At 68.8% G+C, this 21,518-nt stretch carries 14 protein-coding genes; 8 read left to right on the top strand and 6 right to left on the bottom strand.

Annotated elements, in window-relative coordinates:
- Window positions 1-92: 92 nt before the first annotated feature.
- A complete protein-coding gene (locus AC0T5L_RS23360; RefSeq protein ID WP_476167623.1) occupies window positions 93-1,205 on the bottom strand; it encodes an enolase C-terminal domain-like protein in 1,113 nt (370 codons plus the stop codon).
- Window positions 1,202-4,297, bottom strand: a complete 3,096-nt coding sequence (locus AC0T5L_RS23355) for an FAD-binding and (Fe-S)-binding domain-containing protein (protein WP_476167622.1) — start codon at window positions 4,295-4,297, stop codon at window positions 1,202-1,204. Before AC0T5L_RS23355 ends, AC0T5L_RS23360 begins: the two co-directional genes overlap by 4 nt.
- A 327-nt stretch (window positions 4,298-4,624) precedes the next feature.
- On the opposite strand from AC0T5L_RS23355, the gene AC0T5L_RS23350 reads away from it, so the two are divergent.
- On the top strand, window positions 4,625-6,412 hold the full coding sequence (locus AC0T5L_RS23350) for a thiamine pyrophosphate-requiring protein (RefSeq protein ID WP_476167621.1): 1,788 nt from the start codon (window positions 4,625-4,627) through the stop codon (window positions 6,410-6,412).
- Window positions 6,413-6,416: 4 nt separating this feature from the next.
- Window positions 6,417-8,231, top strand: coding sequence for a glycoside hydrolase family 15 protein (locus AC0T5L_RS23345; RefSeq protein WP_476167620.1), 1,815 nt, complete (start codon window positions 6,417-6,419; stop codon window positions 8,229-8,231).
- A 110-nt stretch (window positions 8,232-8,341) separates the two neighbouring features.
- Here AC0T5L_RS23345 and AC0T5L_RS23340 read toward each other — a convergent pair whose 3' ends face one another.
- The 4 genes from AC0T5L_RS23340 to AC0T5L_RS23325 all read right to left on the bottom strand — a co-directional run bounded on the left by AC0T5L_RS23340 (window position 8,342) and on the right by AC0T5L_RS23325 (window position 12,728).
- A complete protein-coding gene (locus tag AC0T5L_RS23340; protein ID WP_476167619.1) occupies window positions 8,342-9,709 on the bottom strand; it encodes an MFS transporter in 1,368 nt (455 codons plus the stop codon).
- 470 nt (window positions 9,710-10,179) lie between these two features.
- Window positions 10,180-11,583, bottom strand: a complete 1,404-nt coding sequence (locus AC0T5L_RS23335; RefSeq protein WP_476167618.1) for a DEAD/DEAH box helicase — start codon at window positions 11,581-11,583, stop codon at window positions 10,180-10,182.
- Between the two features lie 232 nt (window positions 11,584-11,815).
- Entirely contained in the window at window positions 11,816-12,019 is a 204-nt protein-coding gene (locus AC0T5L_RS23330; protein ID WP_476167617.1) for a cold-shock protein, read from the bottom strand.
- 307 nt (window positions 12,020-12,326) lie between these two features.
- Window positions 12,327-12,728, bottom strand: a complete 402-nt coding sequence (locus tag AC0T5L_RS23325) for a hypothetical protein (RefSeq protein WP_476167616.1) — start codon at window positions 12,726-12,728, stop codon at window positions 12,327-12,329.
- A 661-nt stretch (window positions 12,729-13,389) separates the two neighbouring features.
- On the opposite strand from AC0T5L_RS23325, the gene AC0T5L_RS23320 reads away from it, so the two are divergent.
- The 6 genes from AC0T5L_RS23320 (at window position 13,390) to AC0T5L_RS23295 (ending at window position 21,111) form a co-directional block, all read left to right on the top strand.
- Window positions 13,390-14,328, top strand: a complete 939-nt coding sequence (locus tag AC0T5L_RS23320; protein ID WP_476167615.1) for an MFS transporter — start codon at window positions 13,390-13,392, stop codon at window positions 14,326-14,328.
- Window positions 14,283-14,648, top strand: a complete 366-nt coding sequence (locus AC0T5L_RS23315) for an MFS transporter (RefSeq protein ID WP_476167614.1) — start codon at window positions 14,283-14,285, stop codon at window positions 14,646-14,648. Before AC0T5L_RS23320 ends, AC0T5L_RS23315 begins: the two co-directional genes overlap by 46 nt.
- 151 nt (window positions 14,649-14,799) lie before the next feature.
- Window positions 14,800-15,744: a DMT family transporter gene (locus AC0T5L_RS23310; RefSeq protein ID WP_476167613.1), complete on the top strand. Its 945-nt coding sequence runs from the start codon at window positions 14,800-14,802 to the stop codon at window positions 15,742-15,744.
- A 267-nt stretch (window positions 15,745-16,011) separates the two neighbouring features.
- A complete protein-coding gene (locus AC0T5L_RS23305) occupies window positions 16,012-16,242 on the top strand; it encodes a Scr1 family TA system antitoxin-like transcriptional regulator (protein WP_476167665.1) in 231 nt (76 codons plus the stop codon).
- A 1,290-nt stretch (window positions 16,243-17,532) separates the two neighbouring features.
- The gene (locus AC0T5L_RS23300) at window positions 17,533-18,387 is read left to right on the top strand and encodes a SigB/SigF/SigG family RNA polymerase sigma factor (RefSeq protein WP_476167612.1); all 855 of its coding nucleotides are present in this window, start codon (window positions 17,533-17,535) and stop codon (window positions 18,385-18,387) included.
- 924 nt (window positions 18,388-19,311) lie between these two features.
- Window positions 19,312-21,111, top strand: coding sequence for a GAF domain-containing SpoIIE family protein phosphatase (locus AC0T5L_RS23295; protein WP_476167611.1), 1,800 nt, complete (start codon window positions 19,312-19,314; stop codon window positions 21,109-21,111).
- Window positions 21,112-21,518 lie beyond the last annotated feature (407 nt).

Below are 21,518 nucleotides of genomic sequence, written 5' to 3'. Positions count from 1 at the left end.
CCGCCTCTTTCACCCAGCGGTGACAGAGGCGCCATCAAACAATCACTCTGAGTTACATCTATCACTCCTTCCCTCACTCTCGGAGAAGGGGATCAGCCGGTGCGGTAGCGCTCGGCATCGGCCTCCCGAAGGATGAGGCCGTGGCCCGGGCGGTCGGGATCAGGTCGCAGGGTCCCCTCGTACGGCGGGTCGGTGCCGTCGAAGAAGAGGGTCTCGATGCGCACATGGTCGTGGAACCATTCCAGGTGGCGCAGGTTCGGCAGGGTCAGTGCCACGTGTCGGTGCAGGTAGGGCGCGCAGTGCCCGGACACCTCAAGGCCGTGCGCGGCGGCCACGGCGGCCGCGCGTTGCAGTTCCAGGACGCCGCCGCACCGGGTGACGTCGGCCTGGAGGCAGTCCACCGCCCCGGCCGCGCACATCCTCTGGAAGTAGGCCAGGTCGAAGCCGTACTCCCCGGCGGCCACATCGGCCGGGACGGCGTCCCGGACCCTCCGGAGCCCGTCGAGGTCGTCGGAGGAGACCGGTTCCTCCAGCCAGCGCACGTCCAGATCGCCCATCGGTGCGGCCAACCGGATCGCCTGCTTGGCCGTGTATCCCCCGTTGGCGTCGGCGAAGAGCGCGGTCTCGGGGCCGACCACCTCGCGGGCCAGGCGGAGCCGCTCCAGGTCGCGTCCCTCGCGGCTGCCCCATGACTCCCCGATCTTGACCTTGACCCGGTCGAAGCCCCGCTCGTGCACCCAGTGCGCCAGCTGTCCTCGCAACACGTCGTCGGTGTAGCTGGTCAGCCCGCCGCTGCCGTACAGCGGCGCGCTCTGGTGCACGGCGCCGAGCAGCCGGTACAGGGGGAGGTCGAGCAGGCGCGCCTTGAGGTCCCACAGCGCGGTCTCGACCGCTGAGACGGCGTAGCCGACCGCTCCGGGCCTGCCCGCGTTGCGCACGGCGCGGACCATGGCCTCCAGGGCAGCGGGCACGTCCAGCGCGGGACGGCCCCTGACGTGCTCCGCGAGCAGGTCGCGGACGACGGCGGCGCAGGCGGCGGGGCCGTAGGTCCATCCCAGCCCCTCGCGGCCGCCACCGCTCACGTGGACGAGCACCATCGTGGTGGAGTCCCAGGTGAGGGTGCCGTCCGCCGCGGGCCGGTCGGTGGGAACGGTGTAGACGGCCGTGTCCACCGCCGTGACGGCCGGGTCGGGTGCCCTGGTCATGAGCGTCCCCGCCCCCCGGGGCCCCCGCCGCTGGAGCGCTGTCCCGCGCGCTCCGCCGCCTCCTGGATCTCGCCCGCGTCATAGGCGGGAACCCGGCGCGGGGACGCGAAGCGGGTCGCGGCCCGCTCCGGGTGGTGGGACGGCAGCGCGTCCCGCATGGAAAGGTCCAGCGCCTCGGCGAGGTGGACTGCCCCGCGCCCGGTGTCGGCGTGTTCGATCTGGGTACGGCAGCTGAACCCGTCGGCCAGCAGGAGGGCGCCGGGGTCGGCGCGGCGCACCGCGGGCAGCAGCCCTGCTTCGGCGATGGCCATGGACACCTCGTAGTGCCCCTCCTCGAAACCGAAGTTGCCCGCCATGCCGCAGCAGCCGACGTCGAGGAGGTCCACCTCGGCGCCCGCACGTCCCAGCAGCCGCCTGTCCTCCTCCGTCCCCAGGACCGCGTGCTGGTGGCAGTGCCGCTGGACGACGGCCATGCGGCCCAGTCGGGGAGGCTCCCAGTCGGGCGCGTACCGGAGGAGGAACTCCGAGAGCGTGAAGAACTGGGATCTCAGTCTCTCGACGTCCTGGTCGTGCGGGAACAGCTCGGGGGCGTCCGCGCGGAAGACGGCCGCGCACGAGGGCTCCAGGCCGACGACGGGGGTGCCCGCCCGGATGTCGTCGCGCAGCGCCGCGACGGTGCGCTTCAGCACCCGGCGCGCCACGCCCAGCTGGCCGGTGGAGATCCAGGTCAGCCCGCAGCACAGGGTCCGCTGCGGCACCCTGACGTGGAAGCCGGCGGCCTCCAGTACGCGGACGGCCGCCGCCCCGACCGCCGGGTGGAAGTTGTCGGTGAAGGTGTCCGGCCACAGGATCACCTCACCGCGCTCGCCGTCCTTCGAACCGCGTCGACGCAGGGAGTCGCTGAAGCGGACCGGGGCGAACGCGGGCACCGGCCGCTCCTCGGCCACCCCGCCGAGCCGCTTGCCCGGGCGGGTGAGGGACGGGACCGCGCTCAGCGCGTTCACCAGATCGGGGGCGAGGGACGCGGCCCGGGCCCACACGGGCAGCCATCCCAGGCTGTAGTGCGCGGCGGGCCGCAGCCGGCCCGCGTGGTGGTGTGCGAGGAACTCGGCCTTGTAGGTGGCCATGTCGACGTTGACGGGGCAGTCGGTCTTGCACCCCTTGCAGGCCAGGCACAGGTCCAGGGAGTCGTTGACCTCCTCCGAGCGCCAGCCCTCCTGGATCACGTCCCCTTCGAGCATCTCGAAGAGGAGCCGGGCGCGTCCGCGGGTGGAGTGCTCCTCCTCCCGTGTCACGCGGTAGCTGGGACACATGACGCCGCCGCTGTCCTTGCGGCACTGGCCCACCCCCACGCAGCGCAGCACGGCCCTGCCGAAGTCGGCGTCGTCGTGCGGATACCCGAAGTAGGTGTCGGTCCGCGCGGGCTGGTAGTCGGTACCCAGGCGCAGGTTCTCGTCGAGCCGCTCCGGACCGCCTGCGCCCGGGGAGACGAGCTTTCCGGGATTCATCCGGTCGTCCGGGTCGAAGATCCGCTTGACCTCGGTGAAGGCGGGCATCAGCTCCGGGCCGAACATCTTCGGCCACAGTTCGGCGCGGGACTGGCCGTCGCCGTGCTCGCCCGAGAGCGATCCGCCGTAGGAGACCACCAGGTCGGCCGCGCGCTCGACGAACCGTCGGAAGCCGTCGATGCCCACACGTGAGCGCAGGTTGAAGGGGATGCGCGTGTGCAGGCACCCGTGTCCGAAGTGCCCGTACATCGAGGAGCGGTCCGCGAAACCGAACGCCTCCATCAGTGCGTACAGGTCGCGCAGGTAGTCGCCGAAACGGTCCGGCGGCACCGCGGAGTCCTCCCACCCCTCCCAGGTGTCGGGCTCGTCCGGGACCCGGGCCGTGGCGCCCAGCCCGGCCTCCCGCACCTTCCACATCTCCGCCAGGCGGTCGGGGCTGTCGAAGACACGGCTCCCCAGCACACTGCCGGAGGCGCGCATGGCGTCGACGAAGTCCCTGGTCCGTGAGGCCGCCTCCTCCTGGTCGGCGCCGCCGAACTGCACCATCAGCCATCCCGAGCCCTCGGGCATCTGCGCCACCGCCGAGGGGTGCAGGTGCTTGCGCCTCTCGTAGCCGATCAGCTTGTCGTCCAGCCCCTCCAGGGCGTAGGGCTCGTGCTCCAGAACCTCTGGGACGGCGTCGGCGGCGGCGAAGATGTCGGAGTATCCGCACATTGCCATCGCCATGGCCGCGGGCTCGGTGACCAGGCGCACCTCCGCACGCAGGACCGTCGCCAGGGTGCCCTCGGAGCCGACGAGCGCCGCGGCCAGGTCGAACCCGTTCTCGGGCAGCAGGGAGTCGAGGTTGTATCCCGAGACACGGCGGGGGATGTCGGGGAACCTGCGCCGGACGGCCATGGCGTAGCGGTCCCGCACCTGCCTCAGGCCCTGGTAGATCTCGGCGCGGCGTCCTCCCTCGGCGACGACCCGCTCGTACTCCTCGTCCGATGTGGCCCCCACCCACATCCGGCACCCGTCGTAGGTCAGCACCTCCAGCCGGATCACGTTGTCCACGGTCTTGCCGTAGGCCTGGGCACTGGATCCGCAGGAGTTGTTGCCGATCATCCCGCCGATCGTGCAGTGGCTGTGGGTGGAGGGCCGCGGTCCGAAGACCATCCTGTCCCGCACCCCGCTCGTATAGGAGTCCAGGGCGTCCAGCACGATGCCCGGTTCCACGACGGCGGTGCCCGCGCCCGGATCGACGCTGAGTACGCGCGTGCAGTACTTGGACCAGTCGATCACGACCGCGACGTTGCTGCACTGGCCGGCCAGGCTCGTGCCGCCGCCCCTGGACAGCACGGGCGCGCCGTACTCACGGCACACCGCCACCGCCTCGGCTCCGGCCTCGACCGTCCGCGGTACGACGACCCCGATGGGGACCTGCCGGTAGTTGGAGGCGGCGGTCGAGTAGGTGGCGAGCGATCCCCGGTCGAAGCGGATCTCTCCGTCCACCCGCGCGGTGAGGTCCCGAAACAGCGCTTCGGTGTCGACATCCGTCGGCGCGATCCCCCGCCGGGGAGAGGGTGCGGGCAGGTCCACGGCCATGTCAGTCGTCCGTTCCGTCGACGTGGTGCGGGTCCGTCGCACGTGGGAGCGCGAGAGGAGCGGTCCGTGGCCACGGAGGCCGCGGACCGTACACCGCCACTAACCGACCGGGAAGCCGGACAAACGCCGCCGTCGCCACACGTGGCGGAGGAATTACCGGCTGATGACCTCCGAGGTGAATGCGAACTCGGCGGGCGGGGTAGTCGCGCCAGCGAAGCACCCCCGCGTTCGAAGGACGAGGGACGAAAGCGCGCCTGCGCGGAAGCGGGCGGGGGGCGCCGCGAGCGCGGTGCCGAACACGGTGTCGATCTCGGGAGGGAAGCGGCCATGGCGGAACTGGTGTCCGACTACGTACTGAAGCGTCTGAGGGAATGGGAGGTCGATAACGTCTTCTCCTACGCGGGCGACGGCATCAACGGCCTGCTAGCGGCGTGGGAACGAGCTGACAACAAGCCGCGCTTCATCCAGTCACGGCACGAGGAGCTGTCGGCCTTCGAGGCCACCGGGTACGCCAAGTTCTCCGGCAAGGTGGGCGTATGCGCGGCCACCTCGGGACCTGGCGCCGTCCACCTGCTGAACGGCCTCTACGACGCCAAGCTCGACCACGTCCCGGTGGTGGCGATCATCGGTCAGACCGCGCGCAGCGCGATGGGCGGCTCCTACCAGCAGGAGATCGACCTGATGTCCCTCTACAAGGACGTGGCCAGCGAGTACATCCAGATGGTCACCGTTCCGGAACAGCTGCCCAACGTGCTGGACCGGGCCTTCCGGATCGCCGCGAGCAAGCACACGGTCACGGCGGTCATCATCCCGGCGGACGTGCAGGAACTGCCGTACTCGGCGCCCGAGCACGAGTTCAAGATGGTGCCCTCCAGCCTCGGGATTCCCGAATCGCGGTCCACTCCGTCCGCCGAGGGGCTGGCGCAGGCCGCCGAGATCCTCAACTCGGGTGAGCGCGTCGCCATGCTGGTGGGCCAGGGCGCCAGGGGAGCGGCGGACGAGGTCGTCGAGATGGCCGAGAAGCTCGGTGCCGGGGTGGCCAAGGCGCTGCTGGGCAAGGACGTCCTTCCCGACGACCTGCCCTTCGGGACCGGTGCCATCGGGCTGCTGGGCACCCGGCCCTCCTACGAGCTGATGCGGGACTGCGACACCCTGCTCGTCGTGGGCTCCAGCTTCCCCTACAGCCAGTTCCTGCCCGAGTTCGACCAGGCCCGCGCGGTCCAGATCGACATCGATCCGGGCATGGTCGGCATGCGGTACCCGTTCGAGTGCAACCTGGTCGGCGACGCCGCGGAGACGCTGCGGATGCTGTCGTCGCTCGTCGAGCGCAAGACCGATCGCTCGTGGCGGGAGAAGATCGAGGACAACGTCCAGCGCTGGAACCAGGTCCTCGAACGGCACGCCCACGTCGACGCCACACCGGTCAACCCCGAGCGCGTCTTCCACGAGCTGTCGCCTCTGCTGCCCGACGACGTGATGGTGACGTCCGACTCCGGTTCGGCGGCCAACTGGTACGCGCGGCACCTGAAGTTCCGCAAGGGTATGCGCGGGTCCCTGTCGGGGACCCTGGCCACGATGTGCCCGGGCGCGCCCTACGCCACGGGAGCGAAGTTCGCCCACCCCGACAAGCCGGTGATCGCGCTCGTCGGCGACGGCGCCATGCAGATGAACGGCATCAACGAGCTGATCACCATGGGCCACTACTGGAAGGACTGGTCCGACCCACGGGTCATCATCGCCGTGCTCAACAACGGCGACCTCAACCAGGTGACCTGGGAGCTGCGCGCGATGGGCGACTCGCCGCAGTTCGTGCCCTCGCAGCGCATCCCCGACTTCCCCTACGCGGGGTTCGCGGAGAGCATCGGTCTGGCGGGGATCAAGGTCGACGACCCGGAGGACGTGCGGGGCGCCTGGGAGCGGGCGCTGGCCGCGGACCGGCCCTGCGTGGTCGAGTTCGTCACCGACCCGACCATCCCGCCGATCCCGCCGCACGCGACGCTGGACCAGATGGAGAGCATGGCCAAGGCCCTGGCCAAGGGCGACCCCGAGGCATGGGAGGTGGTCCAGCAGGGGGTCAAGTCCAAGGCGCAGGACTTCCTGCCGGGAGGGGGGTGACGGGTTGGCTCTCCCCATCGAGGGCTACGCGTTGCTGGGCGACCTGGAGACGACCGCCCTGGTCGGTACCGACGGCAGCGTCGACTGGCTGTGCCTGCCCCGCTTCGACTCCAGCGCCTGCTTCGCCGCCCTGCTCGGCGACTCCGGCAACGGCCACTGGACCATGGCCCCCGCGGGGGAGCACAGGCTGTCAGCGCGGCGGTACCGCGCCGACAGCCTGGTGCTGGAGACCGAGTTCCGGTGCGCGGACGGGGTGGTCCGGGTGGTCGACTGCATGCCCTTCGGCTCGGACCACACCAGCCTGGTACGCCGGGTCGAGGGTGTGGAGGGCCGTGTGCGCATGCGGTCCGAGGCCGTGTTGCGCTTCGACTACGGATCGATCGTCCCGTGGGTGCGCAAGGACGGACGGCGACTGCACCTCATCGCGGGCCCGGACAGCTGTTATCTGGACTCCGGAGTGGAGTTCGATGTCCTGGCCCCGGCCCGGCCCGTCACCGAGTTCACGGTCGCCGCGGGGGACAGCGTGGACTTCAGCCTCGCCTGGACGCCGGCCCGTGCCCCGGAACCGGAACCGGTCGACGCCGACGCGCTCATCGCGCACACGGACCGCATCTGGCGGGAGTGGGCGTCCAGGTGCAGCTACGACGGCGTGTACCGTGACGCGGTCGTCCGGTCGCTGATCACCCTCAAGGCCCTGACGCACTCGCCCGGCGGGGGCATGGTCGCCGCCGCCACCACCTCGCTTCCGGAGTACCTCGGCGGCGTGCGCAACTGGGACTACCGCTACTGCTGGATCCGCGACGCGACTCTGACGCTGCTCGCGCTCCTGGAGTCGGGGTACAAGAGGGAGGCGGCCAACTGGCGCGAGTGGCTGCTGCGCGCGGTCGCCGGGGAACCCGGGCAGATGCGGATCATGTACGGGATCGAGGGGGAGCGCAGGCTTCCCGAGCTGGAGCTGGGCTGGCTGTCCGGCTACGAGGGCTCACGCCCCGTGCGAACGGGCAACGAGGCCGCTCAGCAGTGGCAGCTCGACGTCTACGGCGAGGTGATGGACGTCTTCCACCAGGCCAGGTCCCACGGGATCCCGCCGCAGGAGCCGGCCTGGGATCTCCAGCGCTCCCTGATGGACTTCCTGGAATCGAACTGGCGTGAGCCCGACAACGGGATCTGGGAGATGCGCGGGCCCCGGCGGCACTTCACCCACTCCAAGATCATGGCGTGGACCGCCGCGGACCGTGCCGTCAGTGGAGTCGAGAGGTTCGGCCTGGAGGGGCCGCTGGACGACTGGAAGCGCCTGCGCCACGAGATCTTCCAGGACGTGTGCGAGAACGGGTACGACCCCGAACGCCGGACCCTGACCCAGTACTACGGCTCCTCGACCCTGGACGCGTCGCTCCTGATGGCCAGCACCGTCGGCTTCCTCCCCGCCGACGACGAACGCATGCGGGGAACCGTGGACGCCGTCCAGCGGGAGCTGTGCCGCGACGGCCTGGTCCAGCGCTACTCCATGGACGAGACGAGCAAGAGGGTGGACGCCCTTCCCCCGGGCGAGGGCGTGTTCCTGCCCTGCACGTTCTGGCTCGCCGACAACCTCATCATGCAGGGCCGCGTCGAGGAGGGCAGGGAGATCTTCGAGCACCTGCTGTCCCTGCGCAACGACGTGGGGCTGCTGTCGGAGGAGTACGACACGGACACCGGTCGGCTGATCGGCAACTTCCCCCAGGCGCTGTCCCACATCGCCCTGGTCAACACCGCCTACGAGCTGGACCGGAACCGCAGGGGCCCGGCACAGCAGCGGGCGGGGTCCGGGGGCGGGTGACCGCGCCCGGACGCGCGTCCGCGTCCGCCGCGACCGGCATGTCGACAGGGTGACAAAGCGCGGGGGCGACAAGCCGGTTTCCCGACCTGTCGCCCCGGCGGGGACGCGCCCTACCGCGTGGGCGTGGGCTCGGTGTCCTCCACGTTCAGGTCAACGCCCTTGGGCTCCTTGACCAGCGAGACACCGACGAAGGAGACCGCGGCGGCCACGATGATGTAGACGCCGATCGTCCAGGAGGAGCCGGTCTCGGTAAGCAGGAGTTCGGCGATCATGGGCGCGAAGGCACCGCCGAGAATCGCGCCGATGGCGTAGCCGATGGACACGCCGGAGTAGCGGACCTCGGCGGGGAACATCTCCGCGTACAGAGCCGACTGGGGACCGTAGCTCAGTCCGAGGGTCAGCGTGAAGACGAAGACTCCCGCGAAGTACATGTAGATGTTGCCGGTGTCGACCATGAACCACATCGGCACGGACCAGGCGGCCAACAGCACGTAGCCGATCTGGAAGGTCTTCACCCGGCCGAGCTTGTCGCTCAGGATGCCGCCGTACAGCGTGGAGATGAGCCATCCGAACGAGGCGAGGGTGGTCGCCAGGAGCACGGGGCCCCGTTCCATACCGAGGCCGAAGTCCTCGACCGGTCGGGAGGCGTAGGTCGCCAGGTAGGCGATGACGAGGTAGCCGGCCGCGTTGTTGGCGATGAAGATCAGCGCGGAGAGGACGACCTCCCGGCTGTTCTTCCTGAAGAGCCGGCCCAGAGGTGCGGAGGCCTTGGCCTTGCGCTCCTGCATGAGCTTGAAGACCGGGGACTCCTCCACGGACTGGCGGATCAGGTGGCCGATGATGATCAGCAGGAAGGACAGGAGGAAGGGGATGCGCCAGCCCCACTCCAAGAACGCCTCCGTGCCGATGGCCGCGGTGATCACCCAGACGACGAAGGTCGCGATGATCATGCCGCAGGGAACGCCGATCTGCGGGTAGGCGCCGAAGAAACCGCGCTTGCCGACCGGCGCGTGCTCCACCGACATCAGTGCGGCGCCGCCCCACTCACCACCCGCGGAGAAGCCCTGGATGATGCGCAGGAGGATCAGGATGGTGGGTGCCGCCACGCCGATCTGGGCGTAGGTGGGCAGCACACCGATCAGGCAGGTGGCGAGGCCCATCATGACGAGGGTCGCGACGAGCACCCGCTTGCGGCCGAACTTGTCCCCGAGGGCACCGGCGACGATAGCGCCGAGCGGCCGGAAGAGGAAGGAGATGCCGATGGTCGCGAAGGACAACACCTGAGCCAGCGCCGGACTGGCTTCGGACAGGGGCGCCATGAAGAGGGGGGCGAGCACCAGGCCCGCAGCCTGGGCGTAGATGAAGAAGTCGTACCACTCGATGGTGGTGCCGACCATGGTGCCCGCGAGGACGCGGCGCCGCTCCTTGGTCGTGATAGCGCCGTCCGGCCCTGGGGCCGCTGGGTCGGAAGTTGCCATTGGTGCTCCGTATTTCTCTGCCGACCGGGGGTCGGGTCCGCTCACAGACTCCTGGCCGTGGTGACCGCGATGGCGGGGCCACCCACCCCCTCCATACGACAGAAGGGAGATACAGGACATCGGCCTGAGCCTCAGGACACAATGCCATGTGACTCAGTCCACTTTCTACAGTGGGTCCCGCTTTTCGCAGCTCGGAGGCTATGTCCTGACCGAACGGTCGGTTGGATATAGGGCACTGTCGGTGTTCAGCGAGCCCGCTGACCAGCCATAACCGGAACCTGGGCGGACGACATGTCCGCGCGTCGACGAGTCGACATGCGGCCGAATCGGTTCGCGGACGCTGTGGTTTCGACATGTTCCCCGGTCATCGAGGTCGCCGCCCCTCTGACGACGAAGGGGCCAGGACACGATCGTGTCCTGGCCCCATACACCTACGGGTCCCGTCGTTCGCGGCACCTCGCGGATCAGTTCTAGCGCCGCGGGCGGCGGCGGCCCCGTGTGGCCGAGCCGGGGGCACGGGTACGTGCCTTGGGCTCCGCGGGGAGGATGACCGGGACGCCCGAGGGCGTACGTGCGCCGGTCACCCGAGCCAGCTCGGGGTCCTCCGCGCTGACACGCACGGTGTGCGCGTCGATGCGGGCGCGGTCCATCATCCGCGTCATCTCCCGCCGCTCGTGGGGCAGGACGAGCGTGACCACGTTGCCCGAGGCACCCGCTCGGGCCGTGCGCCCGCCCCGGTGCAAGTAGTCCTTGTGGTCGGCCGGGGGATCGATGTTGACCACCAGGTCGAGACCGTCCACGTGGATACCGCGGGCGGCCACGTTGGTCGCGATCAGCGCGGTAACCGTGCCGTCCTTGAACTGCTTGAGGGTGCGCGTGCGCTGCGGCTGCGACCGCCCGCCGTGCAGGATGGCGGCCCTCACGCCGTTGGCGAGCAGGTGCTTGGCCATGGAGTCCACCGCGCGTTTGGTGTCCAGGAACATGAGCACCTGGCCGTCCCGTGCCGCGATGTGCGTCGCGGTGTTGCGCTTGTCGGCGGGGGTCACCTGGAGGAGGTGGTGCTCCATGGTGGAGACCGCGCCCTCCGACGGGTCCACGGAGTGGACGACCGGATCGTGGAGGAAGCGCCTGACCAGGGTGTCGACGTTGCGGTCCAGCGTCGCGGAGAAGAGCATGCGCTGCCCGTCGGCGGGGATCTGCTGGAGGATCGCGGTGACCTGGGGCATGAACCCCATGTCGGTCATCTGGTCGGCTTCGTCCAGCACGGTGGTGCCCACCTGGTCCAGATGGCAGTCGCCCCGCTCCACCAGGTCGCGCAGACGCCCCGGAGTGGCCACGACCAGCTCCGTACCCCGTCGCAGGGCCTGGGCCTGACGGGACAGGGACATGCCCCCGACCACGGTCGTCGACCGGACCCGGACCGAGCGCGCGTAGGGGGCGAGGGCCTCGGTGACCTGCTGGGCGAGCTCGCGTGTCGGCGCGAGCACCAGAGCGAGCGGCCGACCCGGCTGGGCGGTCCGCCCCTCCAGCTTGGCGAGCAGGGGCAGGCCGAAGGCCAGCGTCTTGCCCGAGCCGGTCTGGCTGCGCCCCAGGACGTCACGCCCCGCGAGCGAGTTCGGAAGGGTCTCGGCCTGAATGGCGGAGGGTGAGCTCAGTCCCTGGCGCTCCAGCACTCCGAGCAGCTGCGCGGGCAGGTCCAGATCGGCGAAACTGCTGGCCGGCGGCAGCCCGGGGGTCGTGGAAACCGGGGGAGCGAACTCATGGGAGGAGGAAGCCTGCCGGGGGGACCGGGAGGAGGGGCCACGACGATTGCCGGGGCGACTGGTTTGCGTTCCACGGCTGTGCCCTGTTCGGGAACCGTTCGGTGCACGCATGTAAAACCTTTCGCGAGCAGTGCCCGACGCGTGATGGGCCCTGCCAGACTCTGAAAAGGCGCGCGTGGCGCGCCAAGAAGACGGTGGTCCACGACCCATGCAGAAAACGCGGCGGGGCGCGGAAGGCTGGTGCCAGTCGAGACAGACGACGGCCAGAAACCAAGCCGAAACAAAGAACCGGACGGGGGCCGGCTCGCGAAGAGCGGGCCCCCGTCGGACGGAGCGGAGCTCCTTAGATCACGGTGATGCTCTCGGCCTGGAGGCCCTTGGGCCCCTGCGTCGCCCGGAACTGCACGGACTGGCCTTCGGAGAGCTCCCGGTAACCGGAAGAATCGATGTTGGAGTAGTGGGCGAAGACGTCGTCACCGCCGCCATCCTGCTCGATGAAGCCGAAGCCCTTTTCGCTGTTGAACCACTTGACGGTGCCAGTAGTCATTATGACTTTCCTCACATCAGTATGGGAAACTCCGCCCCGTGCGGGTTTCCCAACGCCACTGCGATGATTTCCCGAGTGGTGCTAACGATGGAGAAGGTCCGACCACGGGGCCGACCGACACAAAAGTCAAGCGGGAACCACAACTGCAACTCGTTTGAACATATCACAGGATTGCTTCTCGGAGGGCGCGGCCGCCCGCCCGTTTCGCCGACACGGACCTTTCTCGGACGGAGCCGTGAGCGGTTCGGTCTCGCGACCCGCCCCACCCGACGGAAACCGTCGCCGCCCAGGCCTCATCCGCCCCTGATCAATCACCAAGGGCCGCCGCCATGCGGTCAAGATCACAGATGAGAGCGTCCAGGCGCCGCTGCGGGATCGCGTCGACCATGCGCCGTTCGATGGCGTAGACGGTGGACCGGGCCGCGGCGAGACGGCTGCGGCCCTCCTCGGTGAGATGCGCGGGAAGGGCACGGCCGTGGTCGGTGGTGGCGGGCCGGGATATCAGGTCCGCGTCGCGGCCGCCTTCCGCGAAGAGCGCCTCGGACTGCGGCGGGCACCGGCCCCACCTCCCGGTGCGGTGGTTTTCACCACCGAGCCGGTCCCGTCCGCCGTCCGCGAGCCGCTCCCGGGCGTGGACCTCGACAGCGTCGCTCGGCCAGGCCTCGGGGTGGCCCTGCGGATGCGCACCACGGACGCCCAGGAGCTGCACGACCGGATCGCCGCCGCGGGGGTCTCCGTCATCAGCCCGCCCGGGGAGACCCCTTCGGCCGGGCGTTCACCTTCGCCGGCCCCGAGGGCTACGCCATCACGGCGCACGAAGGCTGACCGGTCATCGCCGAGGCCCGGCTCCCGCCCGCCGGAAGGCCGCGGAGCTCCCGGAGCCTCTGCCAGGGCGGGGCGGCGGTCCAGACGAGTCGACATGGTGATTCGGCACGTTGTCGACTTGGCGGCAGGTCGACGCCGACGACGCACGCGGACGACACAAGCGGACGGTCCCCGCCGGAACGGTCTCGCCCCAGTCCCGGAACAGCACCTTCATGGGAGCGAATAACACTGTTTCCGGCCTTCGCTTCGGGACGGACAGCGATCAGCCCCCGTTCGGGAGATTCCGTGGTGGAGGCGGTCCGCGTTCTGCGCCCGGGTGGCCGCATGTCCCCAGAAAACGGTTTGCGCGTCACACGCACCGTCTTTAGCGTTCTCTGCTCAGGCGGATCCGGAGGGAAACCGGGGAAGGCCGCGAAACGCGCCCGGCCAGGGGAGTGAAAAGCACACGAAAACGCTGGTCGGCTGTGCTCTTTGCCCCCATTGGCTCCTGAGGCCGTGCGTTGTCGGATCCGCTGTCACCCCGTCGTCGACTCCGGAAGGCCACCATGTCCGGCCAGGAACAGGACCACGGCGCGTGGCAGCGCTTCCGGAGGTTGTGGGCGGCGACCGCGACCTCGAATCTCGCGGACGGCCTCCTGCTGACCGCCGTCCCCCTGGTGGCGCTGACACTCACCCGGGACCCGGTCGCGATCACCGCGATCACCGCTGTTCAGTACCTGCCCTGGCTCCTGTTGTCCGTGCCGATGGGAACGCTGGCGGACCGCGTCGACCGCGTGCTCCTGCTCCGCGCGGCGAGCCTTCTCAGAGCCGTCGGAGTCGGGCTGCTGGCAGCGGCCCTGGCCACCGGCCATCTCCACATAGCCATGCTCTACGGGCTGGCGTTCCTGTTCGGCCTCGCCGAGACGCTTTACGACAACACCTCCTCGGCCCTGGTGCCGAGCATGGTCCACGACCGCGACCTGGAACGGGCCAACGGACGTCTACAGGCCACCTACACCCTCGCCAACAGCTTCGTCGGACCGCCTCTGGGCAGCGTGCTCACGGGGATGGCCATAGCCGCGCCCTTCGTCCTCGGCTCGGCCGGCTACGCCGTCGCCCTGGCGCTGACGCTCCTGCTACCCGCCATGTACCGCAGGCGGGCGGCCACCCCGGCCTCCTCCTTCTCCGCCGACCTACGGGAGGGCATCAGAGGGTTCGCTCATGCGCCGATGCTGATCGCCCTGTGCGCCCTGTTCACCATCGGCAACCTGGCCAGCGCGGCCGTCTACGGCCTGCTCGCCCTCACCGTCGTGGAGCGGCTCGGCTCGACCGCCGCGGCCTACGGCTTCGTGCTGGCGGGCGGAGCGGTCGGCGCCGTCCTCGGCGGCGCGTTCGGTGCGAGGATCGGCGCACTGACACGGCCGTCCTGTGGACGACACTCGCCTCCGGACTCGCGACCATGGGCCTTGGTCTCGTCGACGACGTGGTGGCGCTCACCGCCCTGATGGCGGTCGACGGATTCGTCGTGACGGCGCAGTCGGTCACCACCGTCAGCCTGCGGGCACGTCTGATCCCGAACCGTATGCTGGGCCGGGTTACTGCTGTATTTCGCACCCTCTCCATGGGTGCGGCCGCCATCGGCGCCCTCCTCGGCGGTCTCCTGGCCAGGACGCTCGGCCTGTCGTGGCCCTTCGCGGTGGCGGGAGCGGTCGTCGTCCTCCTGGCCCCGGCTGTCCTGCCCTGGCTCAACAACCGCCGGATCGCGGAGGTGGTGTCCGCCGGGGCCTCCGAGGGCGACAGCCCGGCGGCACCTTCCACCCCGTGATCACGCCGCCCGGCGTCTCAGCCCCGGCAAGCCCACAGGCCACTGTCCGGCGCAGGCGGATCCGTTCGGGGCCACGGCCCCAGCCGACAGTGCCGGGTGGAGCTGACAGACACACGGCCCCCACCACTGACCCGAAGGAGAACACCCCCTCTTGACCGCAACCGAACCTCCCTCCGCCCGACGGCCCTCTGGATCAGCGGCCTCCCGCGCCCTGTGGTCGGCGGCATGGGCGGGCCCTGTGCTAGCGGGGGCGGCAACGCTCATCTGGTCGGGCAACTTCGTCATCGCCCGTGCCGTCTCAGGCGAGATCCCTCCCGTCCAAACAGCTTTCTGGCGGTGGGCGATCGCCCTGGCCGTCCTGGCGCCGTTCGCGGCCAGGGGCCTGTGGGAGCACCGCCGCACCATCCGCCGACACGTTCGCTATATCGCGCTCGTCAGCCTGCTCGGCGTCACGCTTTTCAACACCCTCGTCTACATCGCCGGGCACACCACCTCGGCGACCAATCTCGCCCTCATCGCCGCGGCCTCCCCCGTCGCGATCGCCGTGTTCGCCGTCGTCGGCGGAGAACGCCTCTCGCCCCTGCGCATCACCGGCATGCTCATCGCCCTCGCCGGTGTGGTCGCCCTGATCACCAAGGGGGATGTCGGCGCGCTGATCCACATGGAATTCGCCTCCGGGGACCTGTGGATGCTCGCGGCCATGCTCACCTTCGCCGCGTACTCCGCCCTCCTCAAGCGCAAGCCCCAGCAGATCCCCGCCGTGGTGTTCCTCGCCGCGACCGTCCTGTTCGGACTGGTCATGCTGCTGCCCGCACAGATCGTCTCCCTGGTCGTGGAAGGCGGCTTCGTTCCCACCACCGGCACCCTGTCCGCCCTGGCCTATATCGGAGCCGTGTCCTCGGCGCTGGCGTTCTTCCTGTGGAACAAGGCCGTGGAGCTGGTCGGCGCCACCCGCGCCGGGGTCGTCTACTACCTACAGCCGGTCTGCGTCGCCGTCCTCGCCTACTTCACCATCGCCGAACCCATCACGGGCGCCCAGGTCGCCTGCACGGCCCTGATCCTGGCGGGGGTCGCCCTCTCGTCCGTCCGAAAGTGATCCGCGCCCAGCCCCTCAACACATCGGGGAGGACCGTACGTCCACGGCTCCGAGGGGCGGCAGCGGCCACCGCACGAAAGACGTCAACCGCCTGGCTCGGATCGGCGCCGGACGGGACGAGGCATCGACACCATCGAAAGCGCGGTGGCTGACTTTACGTCCGCTGCCGTCGCGGAGGAGAACTGCACGGCCCGCCTGGACGGCCCGCCCGGCCGGGCGGGCCGCGTGTCCCTCCGGAGGGGGAGGCGGCGGTCCAGACGGGTCGACATGGTGGTTCGGCACGTTGTCGACTTGGCGGCAGGTCGACGCCGTCGACGCCACGTGGACGCGCGGATCCAGCGCCAGAGCATCCTCAACCGTTTCGACCCACCCCGCTACTGGGCGTTCATCAACGAATCCGCTCCGGCCCGGGGCAAAGGAAGACTCAGGATCGTACTCACTCATCGTCTGCTGGTTCCGCAGCCTTCGTGGGCTCCTCAGCCCTCCTCCTGCGGGTAAGGGCTTCGATGAGCAGACCTACTACGACTCTGCCTGCGGGCAGGGCGTTGGGGCGTGCGCCGACGAGTTCCCTGTACAGGCCAGCGGCGAGTCCCTGGCGAACGCTGAGCGAGGGAAACCCGTCTTCGGGGTGCTGGTGGAGGGCGTACTTGCGTCCCAGCGCCTCCCGATGCGAACGGAGCCAGACCTCCTCCGCGAAAATCAGAGATCCCGCATTTCGCCCCGAGGGGCAGAACGCCGGAGCACCCTAAGAACTCATCTCAAAATGCCAGCGGCAGGACCATAGAGTTAGCACGATCACCGCACATGAGTGATATACTGACAAATTAGCTCTGGAGGCCATGAAGCCGCTGCTGCCACTACCTTCGAAGACCGGATATCTCCGCTTGGACCAGCGTTCTGTACTGACCACAGTGCTGTCCGTCCAGATATCGGGATACTCATGGAAACCTGCGGATGGCTTATCCGGCGCCAAGCACGCCACCGCTCACCGCTGGTTTCAGACCTGGGTCGAGAACGGCCTGGGCCCCCGGATCCACCAGGCGGTCCTGAACGAGATGGGCCGACGTGCCCTGTTGGACTGGTCGCGGGCCACGGGGACAAACTCGACTGATCACGGTAAGCCCGGACCCCAATTCCACTTATTGTGCGGCCACCAGAGCCTCCCCCCTGCTCTGCACGGTCTCGGCGGTCAGCCCAGGTGGCATCACCGCGCTCAAGCTACTGGTTCAAGACATCCCCGTGGCGCGCTCCCAAGGACCCCGCAGGCACCGCCCCGCAGATCCCCACTGCGACAAGCCCTAACATGCCGACCTCACAGGCAAAACGAGGGCCTTGCACCGGCACCCAGGGAAATTTATTATGAGCCAATACTTTCATGCCCAGCAAAAATATACCGAACACACGTTCGATAAATAGAAAAGTGTGGCAATAGGGTTTGGATTTGTTCGTGTGGGGTAGATTATCAAATACCTGCACAAGGCGCCATCTGAGCGGAAGAATGCGGTCGCTGCGCCCGTGGGAACGAGGGGAATATCCACGGACACAGCGGCCTTTCGCTTGCCTAGTTGGGTCAACTATGCCTTCCCTTGGCAGGATACTTTCTATATGACAGAAAAATTTCGCTCCATGGATTTCGAGGCCATTTCTGAGGGAACGTAACCCTCGCACCGCGATCATCCCGCCGGACCGCAGCTTCTTACCTCGGCCAAGGGCGGGGCCGTGCCGTCGGACCGCTGCCGCCCAGGCAGACATCAGGCAACAGCAGGACAGAGCACCAGGGGGTTCCTCTTGTCCACCATCGCTTCCCACACGTCACACAAGGCCACCGACCACACACCCGTCATCCCCAGACCACACAGACCGGTCCTAAACGAGGACTCCTCGGCCGAGGACCTCCTGTCCGCACTCGGACGCCTGAAGGCAGGAGATCCCCAAGCGACCAGACTTCGTGAGCGGGTTGTGGTCCTCTACCAACCACTGGTCAACAAGATCGCGCGCCGCTATGGGGGGCGAGGAGAGCAGCTGGACGATCTGAAACAGACCGCTATGGTGGGGCTGGTCAAAGCCATCCACGGCTACGACCCCGACCGCGGCAAACCGTTCATCTCCTACCTGCTGCCCACGGTCACCGGAGAGGTCAAGCGCCACTTCCGCGACCACACCTGGGCCGTGCGCGTGCCCAGACGCCACCAGGAGAACCGGACGAAGCTGCGACGCGTGATCGGTGAGTTCCAGCAGACCCATGCGCGCACTCCCACGGTCCGCGACCTCGCCCAACAGATGGGGTTGCCCGAGGGTGAGGTCAGCGAGCTCATCCAGGTCTCGGAGTCCTACCGCTCCCTGTCGCTGGACGCGCCGGATGCATCCAACTCTGACGGCCAAGAGGGCTCACGGTTGGAGGACCACTTGGGCAGCGAGGACAAGGGGCTGGAGCTGGTGGTCCAGCGCGAGTCGATCAAGCCCGCCCTGGCCCGCCTGCCCGAACGCGAGCGAGAGATCCTCCTCCTGCGCTTCTTCGGTGACCATACCCAGACCGAGATCGCCGACCGCCTCGGCTACTCCCAAATGCATGTGTCCCGTCTCCTCAAGGGTGTCCTGGGGCAGCTGCGCGAGGAGATGGCACAGGGCAACGCCCGCTCATGAAGGAGGCGCCGAACATAGTCGGAGGACGCCACGAGGGCCGGACTCCGGCAGAGAGCACACACTTGCGTGTGGCGAAGCGCGCCTCGTACAGGCTCTGGTAGACGGGTGCCAGCCGGAGCCATGCCCACCAGGTCGAAGGCTCGGCTCACGATTCAGCTGGGGAAGACCATGCTCAGCTCGATCTCGCCGGGAGTGGTCTGTACACGCACGGATCGAGAAGGAAACGTCGCAGGCATAGGACCAGTGCCCTGGTATGCTCGTGGATGGTTTAGGGGATCCTCTTTTCCGTGTAAACCCACCTGAGGCAGACAGGAAAAATGGCTGCTGTGCCTCGTGGGCGCACGGGGGTGGCCCACCAGGCGCAGCGGCATTTCGTGCGTCTTACTGAGGTTGCCATGGGTGCGCATCGGCCGATAGTTTGCATATGGTAAAAGGAATATTCCTCGGTGGCCTCCGAAGTCGTTTCTGAGGGTACGTACTCCTCTCACCGCGGCCGCCCCCGCCGGACCGCAGCCTCCCGAGCTCCGCACGTCTCCTCCTTCGTTCTCCTTTCCCGCCTGGAGTCCGGGTCCCCAGGCCCCGCGTGCTGAGGGGCTTACGTCCGCGCTCCCGGTGTCCTCGCGTTTGCCAGCGGGGTGGTCTTCGGACAACGCGCAGGGGACGACGACGCCCGCGGCCTCTGTGTCAGCGAACAGACCCGGGCGCTCTGCCCCACAGGAAGGGTGCTCCTCGGAGCGATACGGTCGGCGGCGGCCGTGGGCTGCTACTCCTCCGAGCATGCCGCCCGAGGATCGAACGCTCCTCACACCCTTTCCGTTATCGTCACGTGGCTGCTTCGTCCGTCGATCATTGTCGGACGCCAATACGCTCGGTACGTAGCGCTGGACGCCCGCCTTTGTCGAACAGCGTGGGATGGTGGAGTGAGTGAACAACGACGACATGGTCCCCGGTGGAACCGGTGCGCCAGCGGACGTCGGACGCCTGCGCGCCCTAGCCCGTACCGGTCTGGGCGCCGAGCCGCACGAGGACATGGAGCGCTTCGCACGCCTGGTCGCACACGCGCTCGGGGCCCCGGTGGCGCTGGTCTCGCTCCTGGAGGAGGACCGCCTGGTCTTCCCCGGCATGGTGGGCCTGGAAGAGCCGTGGGCCTCCTCCCGCCAGAGCCCGCTGCCGAACTCGCTACGCCGTCACGCGGCGGCCCCGGACGAGCCGATCATGTGCGACGATGTCCGGTCCGCCCCCTCGGGCTGCGTCTCCGGTGCCATCGACGGCCTCGGAATGGTGGCCTATGCGGGGATGCCGCTGACCGACGACCGGGACAACGTGCTGGGCATCCTGGCCGCGGTCGACACCGCGCCCCGCGCCTGGAGCGATCAGGACCGCGAGACACTGCGCGACCTGGGTCTGGCCTGCAGCGGGGAACTGCGCCTGCACATCCTCACGCGCAGCGCCCAGAAGGTCCGAGGTCAGGCCCAGCGCGCCTTCGAGCGCTCCCAGCTGCTGTTGCGCGCCGCCGACGACCTGGCCGACACCACCGGCCTGGCCCAGGTGCGGCGCACCATCAAGGACCTGGTCACCAGCGACCTCAAACCCGTCTACGTGGGGCTGGCACTGGTCGAGGACGACCGGATACGCCGCGTCATCGACGCCGAGGACCCCTCGACCATGGACGTGGCCTACGAGGAGTACGGACTGGACAGCGACTGGCCCACGACCCTGTCCGTGCGCACCAACACCCTCGTGGAGGTGCCCGACACCGACGCGCTGCGGGACTACAGCCCCGAGGCGCGCGCCGCATTCTCCCTGCTGGGGCTGTCCAGCGCCGTGTGCGTCCCGCTTCCCGGAACGCACATACCCCTGGGTGCGCTCGTGCTGGGGTGGGACAGCCCCCACGAGATAGACGTGGTGGAGCGCGCCATGCTGCGCTCCCTCGCCGGATACACCGCCCGCGCGGTGGAGCGGGCGGTGTTCGTGGACCGTCGCGTGCAGTCCGCCCGGTCGATGCAGCAGGCCATGCTGACCGACCTCCCCGACATCCCCGGTCTAGAGATCGCCGCGCTCTACCGCCCCGCGGCCCAGGAGGACATGGTGGGCGGCGACTGGTACGACGCCTACCCCCTGCCCGGAAACGACGCGGGCGAGGCGGTGGCGCTCACCGTCGGCGACATCACCGGCCACGACATCCACGCCGCCGCGCTCATGGGCCAGGTACGCAGCATGCTGCGCCAAGCCGACATAGACCACACCGGGCACGGGCCCGTGCGGGCCATCACAGCCTTCGAGCACGCCAATCGGGAACTGGGCGTCCACGCCAGCGGCACGATGCTGCACGCTTACTTGAGACCACAGCCAGAGGGATGGCTATTGACCTGGACCAACGTCGGCCACATGACGCCCCTAGTCGCCACTGCCGAAGGCAAGACTGATCAATTGGGCGAGCACAACCTGCTCTTCCACCCTGATATCCCGGACTGGCCCCGTACCGACCACCAGCGGCTGTTGAAGCCGGGTAGCACTCTGCTGCTGTTCACCGACGGGCTGGTCGAACACCGGGGACACGATCTGGACGCGGCCATCTCCCACACCGCGTACATGCTCGCATCCGGAACCCGCGAGCCACTGTCTGCTCTGCTGGGAGAGATCGCTGACAAGGTCGCCGGTGCCGCGCATGACGACGACGTCGTCCTGTTGGCGGTGCGGTTGACTGACGGGGCGGCAGTCTAGGACCTCAACAGGTCACCAAAGGCCCTGGTCGTCGCACAGCAGGTGGAGCTTGGAGCCGGGTTTGCCGCGGTCAGTGGGGTTTGCCCCGTGTGTTCCCCTTCTCTTGGCGCGGCTCGGCTGGGAGTCGACGGTGGCGCGGGACCAGTCCAGCAGGGCGCGTCTGCCCAGCTCGTCCAGGATGGCCTGGTGAATACGGGGCCACAGGCCCGTCTCTGTCCAGGTCTTTCAACCATCGGTGCGCTGTGGTTCGGGTGACGCCGAACAGGCCGTCGGTCTTCTCCCAGGAGCGGCCCGAGGTCTGGACGAAAAGCACGGTGGTCAGCACCGCACGTTGGTCCACGCGGGGTCGGCCGGTCTTCGGTGGCGGGGCAGCAGGGGTTGGACGGTCTCTCACAACCCGTCGGGCA

The sequence above is a fragment of the Nocardiopsis sp. TRM 82005 genome (assembly GCF_056312425.1).
The sequence above is the reverse complement of the archived record's forward strand: the minus strand, read 5'-3'. Positions and strand labels throughout refer to the sequence as shown.

What these genes read in the sequence shown, in the direction of transcription:
- AC0T5L_RS23305 (WP_476167665.1), top strand. Translation starts at nt 16,012, where the DNA reads ATGGTGGTTCGGCACGTTGTCGACTTGGCGGCAGGTCGACGCCGTCGA.
- AC0T5L_RS23335 (WP_476167618.1), bottom strand. Translation starts at nt 11,583, where the DNA reads ATGCGTGCACCGAACGGTTCCCGAACAGGGCACAGCCGTGGAACGCAA.
- AC0T5L_RS23330 (WP_476167617.1), bottom strand. Translation starts at nt 12,019, where the DNA reads ATGACTACTGGCACCGTCAAGTGGTTCAACAGCGAAAAGGGCTTCGGC.
- AC0T5L_RS23340 (WP_476167619.1), bottom strand. Translation starts at nt 9,709, where the DNA reads ATGGCAACTTCCGACCCAGCGGCCCCAGGGCCGGACGGCGCTATCACG.
- AC0T5L_RS23355 (WP_476167622.1), bottom strand. Translation starts at nt 4,297, where the DNA reads ATGGCCGTGGACCTGCCCGCACCCTCTCCCCGGCGGGGGATCGCGCCG.
- AC0T5L_RS23350 (WP_476167621.1), top strand. Translation starts at nt 4,625, where the DNA reads ATGGCGGAACTGGTGTCCGACTACGTACTGAAGCGTCTGAGGGAATGG.
- AC0T5L_RS23320 (WP_476167615.1), top strand. Translation starts at nt 13,390, where the DNA reads ATGTCCGGCCAGGAACAGGACCACGGCGCGTGGCAGCGCTTCCGGAGG.
- AC0T5L_RS23360 (WP_476167623.1), bottom strand. Translation starts at nt 1,205, where the DNA reads ATGACCAGGGCACCCGACCCGGCCGTCACGGCGGTGGACACGGCCGTC.
- AC0T5L_RS23315 (WP_476167614.1), top strand. Translation starts at nt 14,283, where the DNA reads ATGGGCCTTGGTCTCGTCGACGACGTGGTGGCGCTCACCGCCCTGATG.